The sequence below is a fragment of the Pseudomonas sp. B14-6 genome, from assembly GCF_013260315.1.
GTDB lineage: Bacteria > Pseudomonadota > Gammaproteobacteria > Pseudomonadales > Pseudomonadaceae > Aquipseudomonas > Aquipseudomonas mandelii.
Map to the genome: position 1 here is coordinate 3,881,164 of NZ_CP053929.1, position 22,161 is coordinate 3,903,324.

General features: G+C 60.3%; 18 protein-coding genes and 1 pseudogene. 7 read left to right on the forward strand and 12 right to left on the reverse strand.

Annotated elements, in window-relative coordinates; translation table 11 throughout:
* Nucleotides 1-60 precede the first annotated feature (60 nt).
* The 9 genes and pseudogenes from HP062_RS17875 to HP062_RS17915 all read right to left on the reverse strand — a co-directional run bounded on the left by HP062_RS17875 (nt 61) and on the right by HP062_RS17915 (nt 11,085).
* Nucleotides 61-879: a phosphoglycolate phosphatase gene (locus tag HP062_RS17875; RefSeq protein ID WP_077747320.1), complete on the reverse strand. Its 819-nt coding sequence runs from the start codon at nt 877-879 to the stop codon at nt 61-63.
* Complete coding sequence (gene rpe / locus HP062_RS17880; protein WP_008035979.1) at nt 876-1,550, reverse strand: ribulose-phosphate 3-epimerase; 675 nt, start codon at nt 1,548-1,550, stop codon at nt 876-878. Before rpe ends, HP062_RS17875 begins: the two co-directional genes overlap by 4 nt.
* An 80-nt stretch (nt 1,551-1,630) precedes the next feature.
* A pseudogene (locus HP062_RS17885) lies at nt 1,631-2,778 on the reverse strand (iron-containing alcohol dehydrogenase).
* Nucleotides 2,779-2,997: 219 nt separating this feature from the next.
* The gene (locus HP062_RS17890; protein ID WP_010467184.1) at nt 2,998-3,822 is read right to left on the reverse strand and encodes an ABC transporter permease; all 825 of its coding nucleotides are present in this window, start codon (nt 3,820-3,822) and stop codon (nt 2,998-3,000) included.
* 12 nt (nt 3,823-3,834) lie between these two features.
* Entirely contained in the window at nt 3,835-5,082 is a 1,248-nt protein-coding gene (locus HP062_RS17895; protein ID WP_172791803.1) for an ABC transporter permease, read from the reverse strand.
* A gap of 281 nt (nt 5,083-5,363) precedes the next feature.
* On the reverse strand, nt 5,364-6,407 hold the full coding sequence (locus HP062_RS17900) for an ABC transporter substrate-binding protein (protein WP_010467181.1): 1,044 nt from the start codon (nt 6,405-6,407) through the stop codon (nt 5,364-5,366).
* Between the two features lie 48 nt (nt 6,408-6,455).
* A complete protein-coding gene (locus tag HP062_RS17905; RefSeq protein ID WP_010467179.1) occupies nt 6,456-7,580 on the reverse strand; it encodes an ABC transporter ATP-binding protein in 1,125 nt (374 codons plus the stop codon).
* Between the two features lie 321 nt (nt 7,581-7,901).
* Nucleotides 7,902-8,543, reverse strand: coding sequence for a response regulator transcription factor (locus tag HP062_RS17910; protein WP_154501908.1), 642 nt, complete (start codon nt 8,541-8,543; stop codon nt 7,902-7,904).
* 145 nt (nt 8,544-8,688) lie between these two features.
* On the reverse strand, nt 8,689-11,085 hold the full coding sequence (locus HP062_RS17915) for a PAS domain S-box protein (RefSeq protein ID WP_172791804.1): 2,397 nt from the start codon (nt 11,083-11,085) through the stop codon (nt 8,689-8,691).
* A gap of 73 nt (nt 11,086-11,158) precedes the next feature.
* Here HP062_RS17915 and HP062_RS17920 point away from each other — a divergent pair, with 73 nt between their 5' ends.
* Nucleotides 11,159-12,151, forward strand: a complete 993-nt coding sequence (locus HP062_RS17920) for an alpha/beta hydrolase family protein (RefSeq protein ID WP_172791805.1) — start codon at nt 11,159-11,161, stop codon at nt 12,149-12,151.
* 125 nt (nt 12,152-12,276) lie between these two features.
* On the opposite strand, the gene HP062_RS17925 is transcribed toward HP062_RS17920, so the two are convergent.
* The 3 genes from HP062_RS17925 to HP062_RS17935 are packed head-to-tail and all read right to left on the reverse strand — an operon-like array spanning nt 12,277 to nt 14,733.
* Nucleotides 12,277-13,044: a TerB family tellurite resistance protein gene (locus tag HP062_RS17925; RefSeq protein ID WP_077747316.1), complete on the reverse strand. Its 768-nt coding sequence runs from the start codon at nt 13,042-13,044 to the stop codon at nt 12,277-12,279.
* Between the two features lies 1 nt (nt 13,045).
* Nucleotides 13,046-13,717 carry an N-acetylmuramate alpha-1-phosphate uridylyltransferase MurU gene (murU, locus tag HP062_RS17930; RefSeq protein WP_145309968.1) on the reverse strand — a complete coding sequence of 224 codons (672 nt, stop codon included), beginning with the start codon at nt 13,715-13,717 and terminating at the stop codon, nt 13,046-13,048.
* The gene (locus tag HP062_RS17935) at nt 13,714-14,733 is read right to left on the reverse strand and encodes an aminoglycoside phosphotransferase family protein (protein WP_145309966.1); all 1,020 of its coding nucleotides are present in this window, start codon (nt 14,731-14,733) and stop codon (nt 13,714-13,716) included. The genes murU and HP062_RS17935 overlap by 4 nt, the downstream gene beginning before the upstream one ends.
* 130 nt (nt 14,734-14,863) lie before the next feature.
* On the opposite strand from HP062_RS17935, the gene HP062_RS17940 reads away from it, so the two are divergent.
* The 6 genes from HP062_RS17940 (at nt 14,864) to HP062_RS17965 (ending at nt 22,148) form a co-directional block, all read left to right on the forward strand.
* Nucleotides 14,864-17,662, forward strand: coding sequence for an LPS-assembly protein LptD (locus HP062_RS17940; RefSeq protein ID WP_145309964.1), 2,799 nt, complete (start codon nt 14,864-14,866; stop codon nt 17,660-17,662).
* Nucleotides 17,643-18,959, forward strand: a complete 1,317-nt coding sequence (gene surA / locus HP062_RS17945; protein ID WP_010467166.1) for a peptidylprolyl isomerase SurA — start codon at nt 17,643-17,645, stop codon at nt 18,957-18,959. The genes HP062_RS17940 and surA overlap by 20 nt, the downstream gene beginning before the upstream one ends.
* Entirely contained in the window at nt 18,956-19,945 is a 990-nt protein-coding gene (pdxA, locus tag HP062_RS17950; protein WP_172791806.1) for a 4-hydroxythreonine-4-phosphate dehydrogenase PdxA, read from the forward strand. Before surA ends, pdxA begins: the two co-directional genes overlap by 4 nt.
* Nucleotides 19,942-20,760 carry a 16S rRNA (adenine(1518)-N(6)/adenine(1519)-N(6))-dimethyltransferase RsmA gene (gene rsmA, locus HP062_RS17955; protein WP_010467164.1) on the forward strand — a complete coding sequence of 273 codons (819 nt, stop codon included), beginning with the start codon at nt 19,942-19,944 and terminating at the stop codon, nt 20,758-20,760. Before pdxA ends, rsmA begins: the two co-directional genes overlap by 4 nt.
* A 123-nt stretch (nt 20,761-20,883) precedes the next feature.
* The gene (gene apaG / locus HP062_RS17960; protein ID WP_145309962.1) at nt 20,884-21,264 is read left to right on the forward strand and encodes a Co2+/Mg2+ efflux protein ApaG; all 381 of its coding nucleotides are present in this window, start codon (nt 20,884-20,886) and stop codon (nt 21,262-21,264) included.
* Nucleotides 21,264-22,148: a symmetrical bis(5'-nucleosyl)-tetraphosphatase gene (locus HP062_RS17965; protein ID WP_010467162.1), complete on the forward strand. Its 885-nt coding sequence runs from the start codon at nt 21,264-21,266 to the stop codon at nt 22,146-22,148. The genes apaG and HP062_RS17965 overlap by 1 nt, the downstream gene beginning before the upstream one ends.
* The last annotated feature ends 13 nt before the right edge of the window (nt 22,149-22,161 follow it).

Here is a 22,161-nt window from a genome sequence, read left to right on the forward strand (position 1 = left end):
GTGGCTTGAGGTGCTAACAGTCAGGTATGCAAACGCGCCGGAAAGCCGGCCAGAATCGAGTCAGGCGCGCCAACGCCAGCGGGCCAGGGCCTTGATGACTTTCATCCAGAGTTTGCGAGTGACCACCACGATGGCGTTTCCAGAAGGGGATTGAGCAACGTCGGGCAACGTTATCTCAGCGGCTGGATCCAGGCAACCGGGAATTAGCTTGCGCAGATCGTCGATCACCAGCGCCGGCGACTCTTCCGAAATCGGCCGACCGTGGTTGTAACCGTAGCTGAGGGCCACGCACTTGACCCCTGCCGCTTTCGCCGCCAGCACATCGCTGCGTGAGTCGCCGACAAACAGCGACTGCGAGGCCGGGATGTTGGCCATTTTCATCACGAAAAACAGCGCGGCCGGGTCAGGTTTCTTCTGCGGCAAGGTGTCGCCGCCGATGATCCATTTGAAGTAACGGCCGATTTTCATCTGATCCAGCAGTGGCGCGACGAAGCGCTCCGGCTTATTGGTGATCAGCGCCATTTCGACACCCTGCTTGTGCAGCCATTTCAGGGTGTCACGCACGCCGGGATAGACCACGGTCAGATCATGGCTCTCGCTGTAAGCCTCCATGAAGATATCCAGCGCGCCCTCGGCTTCGCCATCGTCGACCGCCGAATGGTCGATGCCGCCGGCCAGCGCACGGCGGACCAGCACCGGCGCGCCATTGCCGACCCATTCACGCACCGACTCGATGCCGGCGGGTTGACGCCCCAGTTTGAGCAGCATGTTATCCACGGCCACAGCGAGGTCCGGGACCGAGTCGACCAGCGTGCCATCCAGATCGAACATCACCAGCCGTGGCAGACGCCCCGGAAACAGCTGCTCAAAGCCACTCATGGACGAGCCAACGCCAGTTCGGAACGCATCTTTTCAATCACCTCTTGGTAGTTCGGTGCATTGAAGATCGCCGAACCGGCGACGAAGGTGTCCGCGCCAGCCGCAGCGATTTCACGGATGTTGTTCACGTTGACGCCGCCGTCGATTTCCAGGCGGATGTCACGGCCGGAGGCATCGATCAGCGCGCGTGCTTCACGCAGCTTGTCGAGGGTGCCGGGAATGAACTTCTGCCCGCCAAAGCCCGGGTTGACGCTCATCAGCAGAATCATGTCGACCTTGTCCATCACGTACTTGAGTACGTCCAGCGGCGTCGCCGGGTTGAACACCAGGCCGGACTTGCAGCCGCCCTCGCGGATCAGTTGCAGGGAACGGTCGACGTGCTGCGTGGCTTCGGGGTGGAAGGTGATGTAGGTCGCGCCGGCCTCGATGAAGTCACCGACAATGCGGTCCACCGGGCTGACCATCAGGTGCGCGTCAATCGGCGCGGTCACCCCGTATTTGCGCAGCGCGGCGCAAACCATCGGGCCGATGGTCAGGTTCGGTACGTAGTGGTTGTCCATGACATCGAAGTGCACGAAGTCGGCGCCGGCGGCCAGGACGTTGTCCACTTCTTCACCCAGGCGGGCGAAGTCGGCGGAGAGAATCGACGGAGCAATGACGAAGGGCTGCATGACGCACCTTTTTTGAGCAGAATCACGATGGCGCGCATTGTATACCTCATGCTTTGACGCGCGCGACGTGGCCGCGATGATCAGTACGCCGCTCGGTAGATCTTCTCGATATCGACGGCGCTCAATTTACGTGGATTGTTGCGCATCAGGCGCTCGATCCCCGCCGCTTCCACGGCCATGGCCGGGATCGCATCCTCCGGCACACCGAAACTGCGCAGCCCTGGCGGAATCTCTACCGCCGCGCACAATGCGGTCATTGCCTCGACGGCTTTGTCCGCTGCTTCGTTGGCGCTCAGATGGACAGTCCTCACCCCATGGCTTCGGCAATATCCTGCATACGCTCGACGCAGGCCATCTTGTTCCACGTCATGACATACGGCAGCAGCAAGGCGTTGCTGACGCCATGAGCGATGTTGAAACGCCCGCCCAGCGGATACGCCAGCGCATGCACCGCGCCGACCCCGGCATTACCGAAGGCCATGCCGGCCATCAGGCTGGCGGTGGCCATGTCTTCGCGGGCTTGCAGGTTGGACGGGTTGGCGTAGGCCTTGGGCAGCGCTTTGGCGATCAGCTTGATGGCGCCGATGGCCAGGGCATCGGTGATCGGCGAGGCGTTGACCGACAGGTAGGATTCGATGGCATGCACCAGCGCGTCGACACCACTGGCGGCGGTGACGCTGCGTGGGCAGGTCAGGGTCATTTGCGGACTGACCAGCGCCACGTCCGGCAATAGGTAGTCGCTGACAATCCCTTTCTTCAATTGCGCGACCTTGTCGGAGAGGATCGCCACATTGGTCACCTCCGAACCGGTGCCGGCCGTGGTCGGGATGGCGATCAGCGGCGGACCTTTGCGCGGTACCTGATCCACACCAAACAGATCCTCCAGCGCACCGTGGTAACCGGCGTAGGCCGCGACGCTTTTGGCGATGTCGATGGCGCTGCCGCCGCCGAGGCCAATCAGACCGTCATGCCCGCCCTCGCGGTAAACCCGCATGCAGTCTTCGACGATGGCGATTTCCGGGTCTGGCAGCACACGGTCGAAAATTTCGTAGGATCGATCGCCCAACTGCGCCAGCGCCAGCTCGACCGTGCCGGACTTGACCAGCGCCGCGTCGGTGACGATCAGCGGGTTGTCGATATCCAGGCGGGTGAGTTCGGCGGCCAACTGCTCAATGGCACCTGCGCCGGTGATCAGTTTGTGAGCGATCTTGAAAGAGGAAAGACTCATCGTGCGCAGCCTCTTATAAATAGGGGAGCTGGGCACAATAGTAGCTGGGGATTGGGGTTTGTCTGCTATTCAGGTTGTGAATGACCCAACATCCCGAAACACCTTGAACTCCTGTGGGAGCGAGCCTGCTGGCGATAGCGGAGTATCAGTCGACATCAAGATTGAATGTCAGTCCGTCATCGCGAGCAGGCTCGCCCCCACAGGGGATGGTGTGTGGGTTTAGACCTGGGCAGTGCGCAGTTTTTCGCTGCGGCCACGCAGCCACTCGAGGGTCAGCAACAGGATCACCGAGAAGGCGATCAGCAGGGTTGCTGCAGCGGCAATCGTCGGGCTGAGGTTTTCGCGGATACCGCTGAACATCTGCCGAGGCAACGTCGCTTGTTCGGGACCGGCGAGGAACAGCGTCACCACCACTTCATCGAACGACGTCGCGAAGGCAAACAGCGCACCCGAGATCACACCCGGCGCAATCAGCGGCAACGTCACCCGGCGGAACGCCGTCAGCGGCGAAGCTCCCAGACTGGCAGCGGCGCGCACCAGGTTATGGTTGAACCCCTGCAAGGTCGCCGAAACAGTAATGATCACGAACGGCACGCCCAGCACCGCATGCACCACGATCAGCGAGAAGAAGCTGTTGCCCAGGCCCAACGGCGCAAAGAACAGGTAGCTCGCCACACCGATGATCACTACCGGCACCACCATCGGCGAAATCACCAGGGCCATGACCAGCGCCTTGCCCGGGAAATCACCCCGAGTCAGGCCAATCGCCGCCAGCGTTCCGAAGATCATCGCCAGCACCGTCGCCGCCGGAGCGACGATGATGCTGTTCCTCAATGCCCGCATCCATTCCGCCGAGGCGAAGAAGTCCTGGTACCAGTGCAGCGAGAAGCCTTGCAGCGGATAGACCAGGAAACTGCCCGAGTTGAACGACAGCGGAATGATCACCAGCACCGGCAGAATCAGGAACAACAGAATCAAGCCGCAGAGAATCCGCAAGCTGTAGAACCACACCCGCTCAATGGGCGACATATAAGGACTCAGCATTTCATTCTCCCCTTAGCTCAGGCGCAGGCGACTGGCGCCCACCAGCCAGCTGTAAATCAGATAAAGCACCACGGTCGCCAACAGCAGCAGCCCACCGAGTGCGGTCGCCATGCCCCAGTTGATGCTGGTGTTGGTGTAGAAGGCGACGAAGTAGCTGACCATCTGATCGTTCGGGCTGCCCAGCAACGCCGGGGTGATGTAGTAGCCGATGGCGAGGATGAACACCAACAGGCAACCGGCGCCGACACCGGCATAGGTCTGCGGGAAGTACACCCGCCAGAAACTGGCGAACGGGTGGCAGCCGAGGGAAATCGCGGCGCGCATGTAGGTCGGCGAAATGCCTTTCATCACGCTGTAGATCGGCAGAATCATGAACGGCAGCAGGATGTGCACCATGGAGATGTAAACGCCTGTGCGGTTGAACACCAACTCCAGCGGTTTATCGATGATGCCCAGCGCCATCAGGCCGCTGTTGATCAAGCCACCCGATTGCAGTAACACGATCCACGCGGCCACCCGGACCAGGATCGAGGTCCAGAAAGGCAACAACACCAGAATCATCAGCAGATTACTTTGGCGTGACGGCAGGTTCGCCAGCAAGTAAGCCAAGGGATATGCCAGCAACAAGCAGATCACGGTGATGATCAGGCCCATCCAGAACGTGCGGGCGAAGATGTCGAGGTAGATCGCCTGGTCAGGCGTGGCCGGTGCGATTTCGCCGAGGTCGTCGATGCGATGATCGACAGCCGCCAGCAAATAGTACGGTGTGATGTTGCTGGTATTGCGGCGCACCGCTTGCCAATAGGCCGGGTCGCCCCAGCGTTCGTCGAGGCCTTCCAGCGCTTCTTTATAAGAGGCCGGTTCAGAGGCGAACGGCAAGGCGCGGGCGGTTTTGGTCAGCAGGCTGCGGTAGCCGGCCAACTCCATGTTCAAGCGCTTGGACAAGTCGCCCAGGGTCTGATTCTTGCGCGCTTCAGCGAGGTCTTCGCTGACCGCTTTGTACACCGGCTCGGCGGGCAGGCCGCGGCCGTCCCAACTGGCGATGGCCGCCACAGTGCGCGGCATGCCGCCGACCACTTCTGGGTTACCAACGCTTTTGTAGAGCAGCGCCACGATCGGCACCAGGAACACCAGCAACAGAAACAGCACCAGGGGCGCGATCAAGGCCTGGGCCTTCCAGCGGTTGATCCGCTCGGCGTGCTTGAGCCGCTGCTTCAAGGTGGGGTCAGTGCCCGCGTTCAGGGGAATGGCGGTGGCCATGGCGTACTCCGGAAATCTTTGATCGTTGCAGAGGCAGGCAAGCCACCTCTGTTCCTGATAACTACATATCACCCCTGTAGGAGCGAGGCTTGCCCGCGAAAACGTCAGCACATTCAACATTAATGCTGACTGACACGCCGCCTTCGCGGGCAAGCCTCGCTCCTACAGGGGACTGATCGTTCCCACGCTCTGCGTCACAGGGACGCGGAGCGTCCCGGGCGGCATTCCCACGCACAGCGTGGGAACGATCATCCGCAGAACCGTCGTCCTGTGTGACTTGCTTATTTGGCAGCCCAGGAATTGAAGCGCTGCTCCAGTTGCTCGCCGTTGTCAGCCCAGAAGCTGACGTCGATCTGCACCTGGTTGGCGATGTTTTCCGGGGTGGTCGGCATGTCTTTCAGGACATCCTTGGCCAACAACGGTACGGCTTGAATGTTGGCCGGGCCGTAAGCGATGTTTTCCGAGTAGGTCTTCTGCTGCTGCGGCGCCACCGAGAACGCGATGAATTTCTTCGCCGCTTCGGCGCGCTTGGCGTCCAGACCTTTCGGGATAGCCCATGCGTCGAAGTCGTAGATACCGCCGTTCCACACGACTTTCAGGTTGCTTTCTTTCTGCACGGCGGCGATCCGGCCGTTGTAGGCCGAGCTCATGACCACGTCACCGGACGCGAGGTATTGCGGCGGTTGTGCGCCGGCTTCCCACCACTGAATGCTTGGCTTGAGCTCATCGAGCTTCTTGAATGCGCGGTCCTGACCGTCTTTGCCGGCCAGCACTTTGTAGACGTCTTTCGGCGCAACGCCGTCGGCCATCAGCGCGAATTCCAGGGTGTACTTGGCGCCTTTACGCAGGCCGCGCTTGCCCGGGAATTTCTTGGTGTCCCAGAAATCCACCCAGCTGGTCGGTGCCGAGGCCAGTTTGTCGGCGTTGTAGGCCAACACGGTCGACCACACGAAGAAACCTACGCCGCAAGGCTGGATCGCGCCCTTGACGTAATCTTCGGATTTGCCGAACAGCGCAGGATCAAGTTGCTCGAACATGTCTTCGTCGCAACCGCGAGACAGTTCTGGCGACTCAACTTCCACCAGGTCCCAGGACACGCTCTTGGTGTCGACCATGGCTTTGACCTTGGCCATCTCACCGTTGTATTCGCCAGCCACGATCTTGCCGTTGCCTGCCGCTTCCCACGGTGCGTAGAAGGCCTTGACCTGCGCCGCCTTGTTCGCCCCGCCAAAGGACACCACGGTCAAATCCGGGCCCGCCGCCATCGCGTGTGCCGCACCGATCATGCCCATGACCAAAGCGGTGAATTTCAGGGATCTCAACATTTATTGTTCTCTCCACGTGCAGGGTTGGTGTTGGTGTAGCCGGGGCGATCAGTTCGCCTCTAGAAGGGGGTCGAGCGCGCGAACGTGTTCGACCTGCCAGCCAAGCGGTACCACGTCGCCGACAGCCAGCGCGGGATCGAGCTCGGCAATCGGTTGTTTCACGAAGAAGTCGGTCTTGCCGCAGACTTCCAGGCGAACCCGGACGTGGTCGCCCAGGTAGATGAATTCCGCCACACGCCCTGAGAAGCGGTTGACGCAGGATTCGCTGGAGCCGTTGAGGCTTACGCGTTCCGGGCGAATCGACAGCGTGACCGGTTCGCCGGTTTTGCCGACGTTGACCGCCAGGGCTTCAACCTTTTCACCGCGGCCGAGCTCGACGATGCAGCGGTCGCCGGTCTGGCTGTGCAAGCGGCCGTTGAGGCGGTTGTTCTCGCCGATGAAATTGGCGACGAAGGTGTTTTTCGGCTCTTCATAGAGGGTGCGCGGCGCGGCGATCTGCTGGATCTCGCCCTGATGGAACACCGCCACGCGGTCGGACATGGTCAGGGCTTCGCCCTGGTCGTGAGTCACGTAGACCACGGTCACGCCGAGGCGCTGGTGCAGGTGTTTGATTTCCATCTGCATGTGTTCACGCAGTTGTTTGTCCAGTGCGCCGAGGGGTTCGTCCATCAGCACCAGTTGCGGTTCGAACACCAATGCGCGGGCCAGGGCCACACGCTGTTGCTGACCGCCGGACAGTTGTGCCGGGTAGCGCTGGGCGAAGGCGTCGAGCTGAACCATGCTTAGCACACGCTTGACCCGGTCACTGACATCGCTCTTGTTCAAGCCGCGCACGGTCAGCGGGAACGCCAGGTTCTCGGCGACGGTCATGTGCGGGAACAACGCGTAGTTCTGGAACACCATGCCGATGTCCCGCTTGTGCGGCGGTACGTTGTTGATGGAGCGTCCGGCCAGCTGGATTTCGCCGGCGGTGGGTGTTTCGAAACCGGCGAGCATCATCAGGCTGGTGGTCTTGCCGGAGCCGGAAGGCCCGAGCAAGGTGAGGAACTCGCCTTTGCGAATCTCCAGGTTGAGGTCTTTGACGATCAGGTTCTCGCCGTCGTAGCTTTTTTGCACTCCACGAAAGCTGACCAGAATGTCACTGGCCCCTGCGTTTGAATCGACCTGGCTCATACCCACACCTTTTTTGTTGATGACTGCTGTGGACTAAGCCTAGTGGACGCTGCCGACCGCGCAAATCGGGGCGCAGGAGAGAATCGCCTCAGCGGGATGGAAGGTTGGGTGTAGGGATTGCCCTACAAGGATGGCGCGTTTTGGCAAACGCAGCGGCAAGTGGTCAGCTAAGGGCCGTAAGGACGGGCAAAAGCAGGTTTGCGGTGTGTCGCAAATGGATATGACGACGAGATTCCTGTAGGAGCGAGGCTTGCCCGCGAAGGCGCTGGCGCTAAAAGCTTCGCGGGCAAGCCTCGCGCCTACAGGGGATCGCATTCAGATCTAGAGGAGTTTGTGTTCCATCGCGTACTTCACCAGTTCCGCCAGTGAGGTGATGTTGAGCTTTTGCATCAGCCGCGCCTTATGGGTGCTGATGGTTTTGCTGCTCAGGGCCAGTTGCTGGGCGATATCGTTAACGTTGGCGCCCTGGGCCAGGCGTTCGAACACCGAGAACTCACGCTCCGAGAGCAATGAGTGCAACGGCCGCGAATCGGTCAGGCCGACTTCGAAGACCATGCGGTCCGCCAGGTCCGGGTCAATGTAGCGACCGCCCGCCGCGACCTTGCGGATCGCTGTCAGCAACAGCGCCGGATCGCTGTCCTTGGTCGCATAACCCGCGGCGCCGACCTTTAATGCCCGGGCAGCCATTTGTGCCTCGTCGTGCATCGACAACACCAGGATGGCCGGCGGATTGTTCAACGCACGAATCCTTGGAATCGCTTCCAGGCCATTGACGCCAGGCATGGAGATGTCCAGCAACACCACTTCGCAGGGCACATGCCGCAAGGTTTCGAGCAACTGCTCGCCATTGCTCGCCTCCCCTACCACCAGCAAGTCCTTGGCCAGGCCAATCAACTGCTTGATGCCTTCACGGACGATGGTGTGGTCTTCGGCTACCAGTACACGGATCACAGTCTTCTCCATTCTTTTTATGTAAGAGCCAAGATCATTCTCGGGCAAGCTCGCTCCTAAAGTGGACTGCGGGGTTATCAGCTATCTGCGCACCTGCCCGAATCCCTGTGGGAGCGAGCCTGCTCGCGATGACGAAAGCAAAGTCACCACGAAGACTTCAGCCCTCATCCACCGGCACTCGCACACTCAACGTGGTGCCCTCGCCCGGCTCACTCTCCAGCGACAACCGCCCGCCCATGATCAACACCCGCTCACGCATGCCGACCACACCGAAGGACGTTGCCCTGCCCGTGGCGGGGACAAATCCTACGCCATCATCGCTCACCGTCAGACACAACTCGTCACCTTCCAGCGTCAATGTCAGTTCGACAGTATGCGCCTGGGCATGCCGCATGACATTGGTCAGCGCTTCTTGAAGGATTCGGAACAGCCCAATGGCCTTGGCATCACTGAGCACCGGCAGGTTCTCCGGCACCTGCACCAGACATGGAATCTGCGTGCGCGCCTCGAAGCGCCGGGCCTGCCACTCGATCGCCGAGGCGATCCCGGCATCGAGAATCGGTGGTCGCAGCGCGGTCGCCACATCGCGCACCAGCTGGAACAGCTGCGCAATCAGGCGTTTCATGCTGTTCAAGCGCTCGTTCAGACCAGGGTCGAGCTGGGCGTAGGCCAATTCGCACATGGAGGTTTCCAGCTTCAGTACGGTGAGCATCTGACCCAGTTCATCGTGAACTTCCCGGGCGATGCGCGCTTTTTCCTCTTCCCGTACGCTCTCCAGGTGAGCCGACAGCTCACGCAGTTGCTCACGGGAACTGGCCAGTTCCAGCTCGATGCGCTTGCTCTCGCTGATGTCCCAAACAATCCCGTCCCAGACATAGGCGCCATCTTCGAGCCGACGAGTGATGGCCTTGATCTCGGCCCAGCGCTGCTCGCCCGAACGAGTAAGAATCCGCCCCTGCCACGACCAGTCACTGTCGGTGTCCAGCGCATGGTCCTGAGTCTGGTGATAGCTGGCCTTGTCGTCCGGATGCACCAGGCTGCGCAGGCCTTTGTCACGGTGGGCCAGGGTCGCCGGCGAATAACCCGACAGGCTCTCGCTGCCTTCGCTGATGTAGGCAAAGTCGATCTGCCCTGTCACCGGCGCCCGCTCAAGGCGGAAGACCAATCCCGGAACGTTGGCCGCAATCCCCTGCAACCGCGCTTCGCTTTCCTGCAACGCCGCCAGGGCGCGACGACGTTCGGTGACGTCGTTGAGGTAGACCACCAGGTATTCACCACCACGAAAGCGCATAAAGCTCAACGAAACATCGGTCGGCAGGATGCTGCCATCCGCTCGCACACAGTTGGTTTCGAAACTTTGCGGCCCTTCTTCGCTGGCCCGGGCACGCTTCCACAGGTTCAGCCAGCGGTCCATGTGCAGGCCCGGCTCAAAGTCGATCAGCGGCCGATCCATGATGCCGCCGACCGGATACCCGAGCATGGTTTCGGCCGCGCGGTTGGCGTAGCGCACGTGGCTGTCCCAATTGACCCAGAGGATGCCGACGGTGCTCTGATCGATGGAAAATTGCGTGAGGCGCAACGCCTCTTCGCTGGCCTCGCGCAGGGCGATGTCCTCGCGCGCCTCCAATAGTCGCTGTTCCAGACTGTGCTGCTGGCGGCGCTGCCAGAACACGATGGCCATGCTGCTCAACATCAACACCGCCATCAACAGGCTGAGGTTTTGCCAGAAGCCCGGAGTCTCGGTCAGGCGCGGGTATTTGGGTTGCAGCCATTGGTTGTGCAGCTGCTCCAGGTCCTTGGCCGGGATCGCCCGCAGCGCGCTTTCGACGATGCCGGCCAGTTCCGGTTGATCCCGCCGCGTGGCTACTCGCAGCAATTGCGGCAAGCCGATGTCACCCACCACGACCAGCCCGGCAAATTCAGGCTCGACGGACAGCCGCCCCAATTGCGCTTCATCGACCACGGCATAACCGGCCTGCTGACTCAGCAACAATTGCAATGCCTGGCGCTCGGTCGGTACGCCTTGCAGGTTCAGGTGGGGATAGTTGCCGCGCAGATAATCAGCCGTCGCACTGGGCATGCGCACAGCGACGCGGGTTTGGCTGTCGAGTTTTTCCAGCTCCACGGCACCGGTGCTTTTCTGGTCACTGACCACCAGTTGCGGCACCCGCATGTAGGGGTCGGAGAATTGCCAGAACCGCAGGCCGGCGGGGGTTTGGGTCAGCCCGGGAGCGATGTCGATTTCACCCTCGCGCGCGGCGGCTTCCAGTTGCGCAAGGTCGGGGAAATTACGCCAGCTCAGCTCGACCTTGAGCGCTTTGGCCAGCCATTTCATCAACTCGACGTTGACCCCCGACAGGCGCTGCAAGCGGCGATCGTATTGCGCGTAAGGCGCCTGCAGCACCAGCCCGACACGCAATTCTCCGTGCGCTGCCAGCCACTGTTGTTGCTGGAGCGACAGGGGCGCGACGTGCGTCGGTGGCGCGGAAGCCGCCCAACTCATCAAGGGAAACCACAAACAGCCGATAACCCACAGGCAGCGAAAACGCATCATCGAAGTCTCACACACTGACAAATACTGACCAACCCATTAGGCTGCCGGAATAACTTCTGGCCTGGAATATCCGATGCCCCCTGTCTACCGCCTGGCATTGCCAGCATTGTGCCTGTCGCTGATCCTGCCTTGCGCCTTTTCCGTCGAGGCGGCCGACCCGGCACCTGCCGCTGCGGAAAAACCCGCAGAAGAAAAACCGGTCGAACGCCAGCCACTGCTTGAGCGTAGTCAGGAAGAAGCGACAGCACTTGAGCGACAAATCCCCGCGCAGGAACAGCAACAGCTGCAAGCCGGCACCGACACCTTTCTTGCGCTGTGGAAACCGGCCAACACCGCCGAGCCCAAAGGCGCGGTGATTATCATCCCAGGCGCAGGTGAAACCGTTGACTGGCCGCAAGCAATCAGCCCGTTGCGTAACAAATTGCCCGACGCGAAGTGGAGCAGCCTGAGTATCACCTTGCCGGACGTGCAAAGCGACGCCATTGCACCACGCGTCATGGAAATGCCGCCAACGCTCAAGGCGCCGGAAACCGGCAGCAAGGACTCGACCACGGCAGCTCCCATTGAGCAAGCGGCAGGTGGTGAAGCGGAAGTTGCCGACAAGGCCATCGCCGAAACCACTGAGGAACAGTCAAAGGCCGCCGCCGAACGCATCTTTGCTCGAATTGATGCGGCCATTGCGTATGCCGAACAGCAAAGCGCTCGCAGCATCGTGGTGTTGGGCCATGGCACAGGTGCTTATTGGGCCGCGCGTTATTTGAGCGAGAAGCAGCCGTCGCAAGTGGAAAAATTTGTGATGGTCGCGGCACAGACGCCTGCCGCGGCGAAACCCGAACTGGTCGAACTGACGCCGACACTGAAGCTGCCGACGGCAGATATCTTCTACATGGATAAGCCGCTGGATCGCAACGCAGCACTGGCACGGATGCAGGCCAGCAAGCGCTTGAAGTCTTCAGCGTTCAGCCAGGTGTCGCTCAAGGCGTTGCCCGGTGACGCCAAGGCCGAGCAAGAGCAACTGGTGCGCCGGGTGCGCGGGTGGTTGAATCCGCAGAAGGCGGCGGACTGAAAGACCGCGTCGCCCCCATCGCGAGCAAGCCTAGCTCTTACAGGTTCTGTGCTGTATGACGCGAAACCTGTAGGAGCGAGGCTTGCCCGCGAAGACGGTATCCCTGGCGACACGAATCTTTCCAGCTACCGAAAATCCCGCCGCTCACGAATCAACGTATAAGCCGTATGCAGTTCGCGAGTCTTGTCCGTCGCCTCACGCACCTGCAACGCCGTCGCACCGCTGCCGGCAATCTTGTCCGGATGATGGCGACTGAGCAGGCGTCGATAGGCACGCTTGATCTGCGCCGGCTCGCTGGTCGCCGACACCCCCAACAGCTGCAAGGCATCCTGATAAGTCAGGGTGCTGCTGACCTGCGGGCGCTTGTGCTGATCGTAGTCAGCCGCCAGCGCCAGTACTTGTTGCGGCGTCCAGCCCAGCCACTTGCCCCACAGGGCCAGCAATTCACGTTCATTGTTCCCCGCACGCCCATCGGCCCAAACCATGCGCCAACAGGCGCGCAATACGCCTTCCGCGGCGTGGGGCTGAGCACTCAAGCGCCGCAGATACCCGCGCAACCGGTCACGGCCCGACTTGCCGCGATTGAACGCGGCAATAGCACGACGCTGCGCCGATTCGGTCATTTCCAGCGCACGCATTTCCTGGCGAGCCTGCTGGATGTGACCATCCACCACGCGTCCATCGCTCTTGGCCAACCGCCCCAGCAACACGAACAACAGTTCATCGTTGCGCAGCATCGGACGACCGCCGAGCTTTTCACGCAAATGCCCCCAGCTTTGCAGGTGCAAGCGCCGATCCAGCGCCTGTCCCAGCAAAGCACCGAGCATGGCCCCCGGAATGCTGGCTATGGCAAAGCCCGCTCCGGCTCCAATCAGAGTCCCTGGCCACAGCATCTCAGCGTCTCGCTTCTATCAGGGTTTCAACTTCAGCCAGGCGTTCATGCGTGCCGACATCCACCCAGTATCCGCTCAGGCGTTCGCCGGTAACCTGTCCATCCGCCATCGCTTTGCGCAGCAACGGCGCCAGTTTGAAGGCGCCGGCCGAGCAACCGTCGAACAGTTGCGGATGCAGCACGGCAATACCGCTGTAGGTCAGGGTGTCGGCGTCAGGCTGACCGTCGCGCACTTGCCCGTCGACCAGCGTGAAATCGCCGGTAGGGTGATGGGCTGGATTATCCGCCAGCACCAGGTGCGCCAACCCGGCGATGGGTTGATGCAGCACGCTGAAGTCGTAGTCAGTCCAGATGTCACCATTGACCACCAGGAATGCTTCATCGCCCAGCAGAGGCAATGCGCGGAAGATACCGCCGCCGGTTTCCAGTGGCTCCCCTTCCGGTGAGTACTGAATACGCAGGCCGTATTGCGAGCCGTCACCCAAGTAGCTTTCGATCTGCTGACCGAGCCAGGCGTGGTTGATCACAATCTCGGTAAACCCGGCGTTTGCCAGGGCTTTCAAGTGGTACTCGATCAGAGGCACGCCGCCAGCACGAACCAGCGGTTTGGGTGTGGTCAGGGTCAGCGGGCGCATGCGCTCGCCTTTGCCGGCCGCCAGAATCATCGCCTTCATGCAGGGGCTCCAGCACGCAGGCTCAGCAGCAACACATCCAGCTCGGCCAGCTCAGGACGGCGGGCGATCACTGCATCTATATAAGCAAAGAAGCGCGGCACATCGGCCAGGTAGCGCGGCTTGCCGTCGCGATGACAGATGCGGGCGAAAATGCCGATCACTTTCAGATGACGCTGCACGCCCATCAGGTCGCTGGCGCGCAGGAAGTCTTCAAAATCAGGCTGCACGGGAATGCCGAGCGCACCCGCTTGCTGCCAGTAATTTTCCAGCCAGGCTTGTACACGCTCCTCGGGCCAACTGAGGAAAGCGTCCTTGAACAGGCAAGTGACGTCATAGGTCACCGGGCCGTAGACCGCGTCCTGGAAATCCAGCACGCCGGGGTTCGGCTCGCTGAGCATCAGGTTGCGAGGCATATAGTCGCGATGCACCAGCACTTTAGGCTGGGCCAGGGCGCTGTCGATCAGCAGCTCAGTCACGTGCTGCCAGAGCGTTTGCTGCGCCGAGTCGAATTCGATGCCCAACTCGCGCTTCACGTACCACTCGGGGAACAGCTCCAGCTCACGACGCAGCAAAGCCACGTCGTAACTCGGCAACGGCGCGACCATCGGCAATTGCTGGAAAGCCAGCAATGCTTGCAGGGCATCCTTGAACAAATCGTCGGCGTTTTCGCTATCAATTACGTCCAGATAAGTCTTGTTGCCCAGGTCATTGAGCAAAAGAAATCCGCGTTCGAGGTCTTCGGCATAAATTTTCGGCACATTTATTCCGGACTTCGCCAACAAAAAAGCGATATCCACGAAGGGTTTGCAGTTTTCCTGGGGCGGTGGCGCGTCCATCACGACGAAACTTCTGCCTTCGCCTTCCCACCGGAAATAGCGCCGAAAACTCGCGTCACTACTGGCCGCGGTCAATGTGGCCGGGGGTACGACGCCCCAGCCCTGTTCTGCAAAGAGGATAGCCAACTGCTCATCGAGCCAAACTTTCAGGTGTTGCAAACGTACATCTTGGTCAGGCATTGCAAGGGTCTCCGACGGCGCTAGCCGTCAAGCGGGTCATGCTTTATTATCCAGCATCTTTTTCAGACCATCGAGAGGCGTGCGGCCCACACCGCGGGCAGATGGCACGCAGGAAGCCCGGACTAATAAGATGGCATTGAAATCCCCCGCGTTTCGTAAAAAATTTCCGTTGTTGGTTACCGGCAGTCTGCTGGCCCTGCAACCCCTAGCCACTTCTTTCGTGGTCGCCGCGGAACAGTATGACTGCTCAGTCTCTGCTTCGGGTGCCTGGGACTGTGCGCCAAAAGCGCCAGCGGCGGCATTGCCTCCGCGTCCCGTCCATGACGGCAGCGCAGTTTCCGCCACCGGCGAACCTGCGTCCGAAAGTGGCACCAGTGAAGACACTGGCGCCAAGCCTGTGCTGGTTACCGAGTCCAAAGGCCGCGGCCTGAAGTCGCGTAGTGCAGACTACAGTCACCTCGACTGGGTTCCGCGCGAGAACCTCACGGCAGCGCAACTGGCAGAGACCGGTCCTTACTGCTCTGGTTCCTATATCGAACCGATTCGTCCTGGCATGAATGACAAGACGAATAAAAGTGACGCTCCAACCTTTATCGGCGCGAAAGCCTCCCGCTATAAGCAGGAAGAGCAAGTCGCGACCCTGGCCGGTGACGTCGTCATGCGCCAGGGCAGCATGCAGGTTGAAGCCGACGAAGCGAATCTTTACCAGGCCGAGAGCCGTGGCGAACTGAGCGGCAACGTGCGCATTCGCGACAACGGCGCACTGATCGTGGGCGACCACGCCGACGTGCAGCTCGATACCGGTGAAGCCAAGGTCGATAACGCCGAATACGTGATGCACAAATCCCGTATCCGCGGTAACGCGCTGTACGCCAAACGTGCCGAAAACGCGATCATCCGCCTCAAGGATGGTACGTACACCACGTGCGAACCGAACAGCAACGCCTGGCAGCTCAAGGGCAACAACATCACCTTGAACCCGGCGACCGGCTTCGGTACCGCGACCAACGTGACACTGCGGGTCAAGGACATTCCTGTCCTGTACACGCCGTACATCTATTTCCCGATCGATGACCGTCGCCAGTCCGGCTTCCTGCCGCCGACTATCGGCACGGGCAGCGATACCGGCTTCATGCTGGTCACACCGTATTACTTCAACCTGGCACCGAACTACGATGCCACGTTGTATCCGCGCTACATGAGCAAGCGCGGCTTGTTGATGGAAGGCGAGTTCCGCTACCTGACCCCGTCCAGCGAAGGTCAGTTCGGTGCTGCGTACCTCAACGACGAAGATACCGATCGCAGCAAGCAGACCGACTACCAGAAAAACCGCTACATGTATAACTGGCAGCACAAGGGTGGTCTGGATTCGCGGGTCCTCACGCAGGTTGATTACACTAAGATCAGCGATCCGTATTACTTTCAAGACTTGCAGACTGATCAGATTGGTATAAAAAGCGCCGATTATGTTAACCAGCAAGGCTCCGTCACTTACCGTGGCGATAGTTACTACGCTCAACTGAATGCACAGGCCTATCAGCTTGCAACGGTGTCGAACATTACACCGTATAACCGCTTGCCACAGATTACGTTTGCGGGCCGGCTACCAACTCAACCGGCCGGCCTGAACTTTGATTACCAGACCGAGCTGGTACGGTTTGATCGCGACTTGAAAAACGGCACTTTCACCGACGAAGACGGGAACGTGACTCCGCGCCTAGACACGAACGTTGTTGGCTTGGCACGCGCTACAGGTGATCGTCTCAACCTTGCGCCAGCCGTCAGTCTGCCTCTGAACTGGACTTACGGCTTCCTGAAGCCGACGCTCAAGTACCAGTACACCCAATACAGCCTGGATCTGGACAACAGGGGCAAAACCTTTGTTTCCAACCAGACCGCAGAACAGGACAGGCTACTCGGAAAGTTTGACAGCAATCAGAACCGTGGCGTGCCGATCGCCAGTGTCGACAGCGGGCTTTACTTCGATCGCAATACGCAATGGTTTGGCAAGAACTACCGTCAGACTCTCGAACCGCGCCTGTTCTATCTGTACGTACCAGAGACCGATCAGGAAGACATTCCGGTATTTGATACCAGCGAATACACCTTCAACTATGCGTCGCTCTTCCGTGATAACCGTTTCTCCGGCTCCGACCGCGTCGGTGACGAGAACAAACTGTCGTTGGGCGTGACCAGCCGCTGGATCGAAGACAACGGCTTCGAACGTCAACGCATCAGTGTCGGCCAGGCCTTGTACTTCAAGGACCGCGAAGTTCAGTTGCCGGGTATCGATGCAAAGACCCGCGACGATGCGCACTCCAACGTGTCGCCTTATGCGCTGGAATACGAATACCGCTGGAACCGCGATTGGCGCACCACGGCCGATTACAACTGGGACCCGGACAGCCGCAGCCCTCGCTCGGGCAGCGCGATGTTCCACTACCAGCCTGAGGACAACCCGAACAAGGTCATCAACGCCGGTTATCGCTATCGCAATGACCAGGTCCGTTACGACCAGAACAGCGGTAAATGGTCGGTGGGCGGTGGTGATTACGGCACCCCAGGCCAACCTGGCTACGTGAAGGACTACTACAAAATCCAACAGCACGACTTCTCGGTGATCTGGCCAATCGTGCCGCAATGGAACGCCATCAGCCGCTGGCAGTATGACTACAACCGCAACCGTACCCTGGAAGCCTTCGGTGGTTTCGAGTACGACAACTGCTGCTGGAAACTGCGCCTGATCAACCGTTACTGGGTTTCCTATGACGAGTTCAGTCAAGATGCCCCGCAAAACGAAAAAGGCGACCACGGCGTCTTCCTACAAATCGTTCTGAAAGGTCTCGGCGGCCTCACCGGCGCCAAAGTAGAGAGCTTCCTCGACAAAGGCATCCAAGGTTATCGTGAACGTGAAGACCAAGCTTTCTGATTGTCTGCGCCCGCTAGTGCTGGGCGCGCTGTTCCTGGGTACTGCGGCGAACGCCGCGGTACAGTCCATCGATAAAGTGGTGGCCATTGTCGACAACGACGTGGTCATGCAAAGCCAACTGGACCAGCGTGTTCACGAAGTTCAGCAAACCATCGCCAAACGCGGTTCTGCGGTTCCGCCGGCCGGCGTGCTGGATCAGCAGGTGCTTGAGCGTCTGATCGTCGAAAACCTGCAATTGCAGATCGGCGAGCGTTCCGGCATCCGCATTACCGATGAAGAACTGAACCAGGCTGTCGGCACCATTGCCCAGCGCAATAACATGTCGATTGATCAGTTCCGTGCTGCCCTGACTCGTGACGGCCTCTCTTATGAGGACGCACGGGACCAGATTCGTCGCGAAATGATCATCAGCCGAGTGCGCCAGCGTCGTGTGGCCGAGCGCATTCAAGTGTCTGAACAGGAAGTGAAGAACTTCCTCGCTTCCGACCTCGGCAAAATGCAGCTGTCCGAAGAATTCCGTCTGGCCAACATCCTGATTCCTACGCCGGAAAGCGCCAACTCCGATGCAATTCAGAATGCAGCCAAGCAAGCGGACGCGGTTTACCAGCAACTCAAGCAAGGCGCTGACTTCGGTCAGTTGGCAATTGCCAAATCCGCCAGCGAAACCGCACTGGAAGGCGGCGACATGGGCTGGCGTAAAGCCGCTCAACTGCCACCTCCGTTCGATCGCATGTTGAGCACCATGACCGTTGGCGACATTACCCAGCCAATGCGCACGCCGGGGGGCTTCATCATCCTGAAGATCCTCGACAAGCGTGGCGGTGAGACCCAGACCCGTGACGAAGTGCACGTGCGTCACATCCTGGTCAAGCCGAGCCCGATTCGTGACGAAGCAAAAACCAAAGCCCTGGCTGAATCGCTCTACACCCGAATCGAAGCAGGCGAAGATTTCGGCGAACTGGCGAAAAGCTTCTCGGAAGACCCGGGTTCCGCCCTCAACGGTGGCGACCTGAACTGGATCGACCCGAACGCATTGGTGCCCGAGTTCCGCGAAGTGATGGCCAAGACCCCGCAAGGTCAACTGTCCAAGCCGTTCCAGACTCAATACGGCTGGCACGTTCTGGAAGTCCTTGGCCGCCGCGCCACCGACAGCACGACCCAGGCCCGTGAGCAGCAGGCGATGACCGTACTGCGTAACCGCAAATACGACGAAGAGCTGCAAACCTGGCTGCGTCAGATCCGTGACGAAGCGTATGTAGAGATCAAACTCCCTGGTGCAGACCAGGCAGCGCAGTGAAACCCAAGCGTTTCGCGCTGACACCCGGCGAACCGGCCGGCATAGGTCCTGACCTGTGCCTGCTGCTCGCCTCGCAAGCCCAGCCACATCCCCTGATTGCCATAACCAGCCGCGACCTGCTCCTTGAGCGGGCCGCGCAGCTGGGTGTGGTCGTCGATTTGCTGCCGGTAACACCGGACAGTTGGCCGGATGCCCCGGCACCCGCCAACAGCCTGTATGTCTGGGATACCCCGCTCAATGCACCGGTCATCGCCGGGCAACTGGACAAGGCCAATGCGGCTTTCGTTCTGGAAACCCTGACCCGTGCGGGCCAAGGCTGCCTCGACGGGCATTTCGCCGGCATGATCACCGCCCCCGTGCACAAGGGCGTGATCAATGAATCGGGCATTGCCTTCTCCGGGCACACCGAATTTCTCGCTGACCTGACCCATACCGCACAAGTGGTGATGATGCTTGCCACCCGCGGCTTGCGCGTGGCGCTGGTCACCACTCACCTGCCCCTTCGGGAGATTGCCGATGCAATCACCCCGGAGCGTCTGGAACGGGTCACACGCATTCTGTACTCCGACCTGCAACAAAAGTTCGGCATCGCCCGGCCACGCATCCTGGTCTGCGGGCTAAACCCGCACGCCGGTGAAGGCGGACATCTGGGCCATGAAGAAATCGACATCATCGAACCTACATTAGAGCGCCTGCGCGGCGAGGGCATGGACCTTCGCGGCCCCCTGCCCGCCGACACTCTGTTTACCCCCAAATATCTGGAGCACTGCGACGCGGTGCTGGCGATGTACCACGACCAGGGCCTGCCTGTGCTGAAATACAAAGGCTTCGGCGCGGCAGTCAACGTGACCCTGGGCTTGCCGATCATCCGCACATCGGTCGACCACGGCACTGCCCTGGATCTGGCCGGCAGCGGCAACATCGACACCGGCAGCCTGCAAGTCGCCCTGGAAACCGCCTACCAGATGGCCGAGACCCGTATATGACCGAGCATTACCAACACCGGGCGCGCAAGCGTTTCGGCCAGAACTTCCTGCACGATGCCGGCGTTATCGACCGCATCCTGCGCTCCATCCACGCCAAGCCTGAAGACCGCCTGCTGGAAATCGGCCCGGGCCAGGGTGCGTTGACCCAAGGCCTGCTGGGCAGTGGCGCGCAACTGGACGTGGTGGAACTGGACAAAGACCTGATCCCGATCCTCAATCAGCAGTTCGCTGGCAAGAGCAACTTCAACCTGCATCAGGGCGACGCGTTGAAGTTCGATTTCAACAGCCTGAACGCAGCACCGGGCAGCCTTCGGGTCGTCGGCAACCTGCCGTACAACATCTCTACGCCGCTGATTTTTCACTTGCTGCACAACGCCAGCCTGATTCGCGACATGCACTTCATGCTGCAAAAGGAAGTGGTCCAGCGTATGGCGGCGGGCCCTGGTGGCGGTGACTGGGGTCGTCTGTCGATCATGGTTCAGTATCACTGCCGGGTTGAGCATCTGTTCAACGTTGGCCCGGGTGCGTTCAATCCGCCACCGAAAGTCGATTCGGCCATCGTGCGCCTGGTGCCTCACGCGGTGCTGCCGCACCCGGCCAAGGATCACAAGCTGCTGGAGCGTGTTGTGCGCGAAGCCTTCAACCAGCGCCGCAAAACCCTGCGCAATACCCTCAAGTTGCTGCTGAGCAACGACGAAATCACGGCAGCCGGTGTCGACGGCAGCCTTCGTCCAGAGCAGCTCGACCTTGCCGCCTTCGTGCGCCTTGCCGACAAGCTCAGCGAACAAGTCCTGGCTACCCCCGCCGTCGACTGACAGCCGACGAGCGTTATCGGGTAGGACACCAGCGCCCATGTCTGGTTTACTACCCGATACTTGGCCTAGACTGAGCTCCATCAGCTACGCCCCGCGTCCCGCTTCGCTTTTAAGGCCTCTTGCATGTCCGATCCTCGTTATCAGGTCGACGTCAGCGTCGTCACCCGCTATCTGGCAGAACAATCGCAACCCGAGCACAACCGCTTCGCCTTTGCCTACACCATTACCGTGCACAACAATGGCAAGCTACCGGCCAAACTGCTGTCTCGGCACTGGGTCATCACCGATGGCGACGGGCATGTCGAAGAGGTTCGCGGTGCGGGCGTTGTCGGCCAACAACCGTTGATCGAACCAGGCAAGAGCCATACCTACAGCAGCGGCACCGTCATGACCTCCAAGGTCGGTACGATGCAGGGTACTTATGAAATGATCGCCGACGACGGCAAACACTTTGACGCCGTTATCGCGCCATTCCGCCTGGCGGTGCCCGGAGCCCTGCACTGATGGCGACGTATGCCGTCGGAGACCTTCAAGGCTGCCTTGAAGCCCTGCAATGCCTGCTCAAAAAAGTCGCTTTCGACCCTGCAAAGGATCGCCTGTGGCTGGTGGGCGATCTGGTCAACCGTGGCCCGCAGTCGCTGGAAACCCTGCGTTTTCTCTACAGCATCCGCGAATCGCTGGTGTGCGTGCTAGGCAACCATGACCTGCACCTGCTGGCCGCCGGTAAGAACATCGAACGCCTGAAGAAAACCGATACCCTACGCGAAATTATCGAAGCCCCCGATTGCGCCGAGCTGCTGGAATGGCTACGCCAGCAAAAACTCATGCATTACGACGAACAACGTAACGTTGCGCTGGTGCATGCCGGTATTCCCCCGCAATGGTCGCTGCGCAAAGCACTGAAGTACGCCGCCGAGGTCGAGACGGCGCTACGCGACGACAATCTGCTGCCGCCCTACCTCGACGGCATGTACGGCAACGATCCGGCGAAATGGGACAGCGACCTCAGAGGCGTCACGCGCCTTCGGGTGATCACCAACTATTTCACCCGCATGCGTTTCTGTACGGCCGAAGGCAAGCTGGACCTCAAGAGCAAGGAAGGCCTGGGCACTGCGCCACCCGGCTACAAACCCTGGTTCCAGCACAAGGAACGCAAGACCAAAGGCGTGAAAATCATTTTCGGGCACTGGGCCGCGCTTGAAGGCCAGTGCAACGAACCGGGCATCTCTGCGCTCGACACGGGTTGCGTCTGGGGCGGTGCCCTGACGATGATGAACGTCGACAGCGGCGAACGCCTGTCCTGCAAATGCGACGAGCATGGCCATGCCGCCGCGCCGCCAGTCGCCCCACGAACTAGCGAACAAACGCCAGCCAGCGCCCAGCGCTAGACTGCGCTTTCAG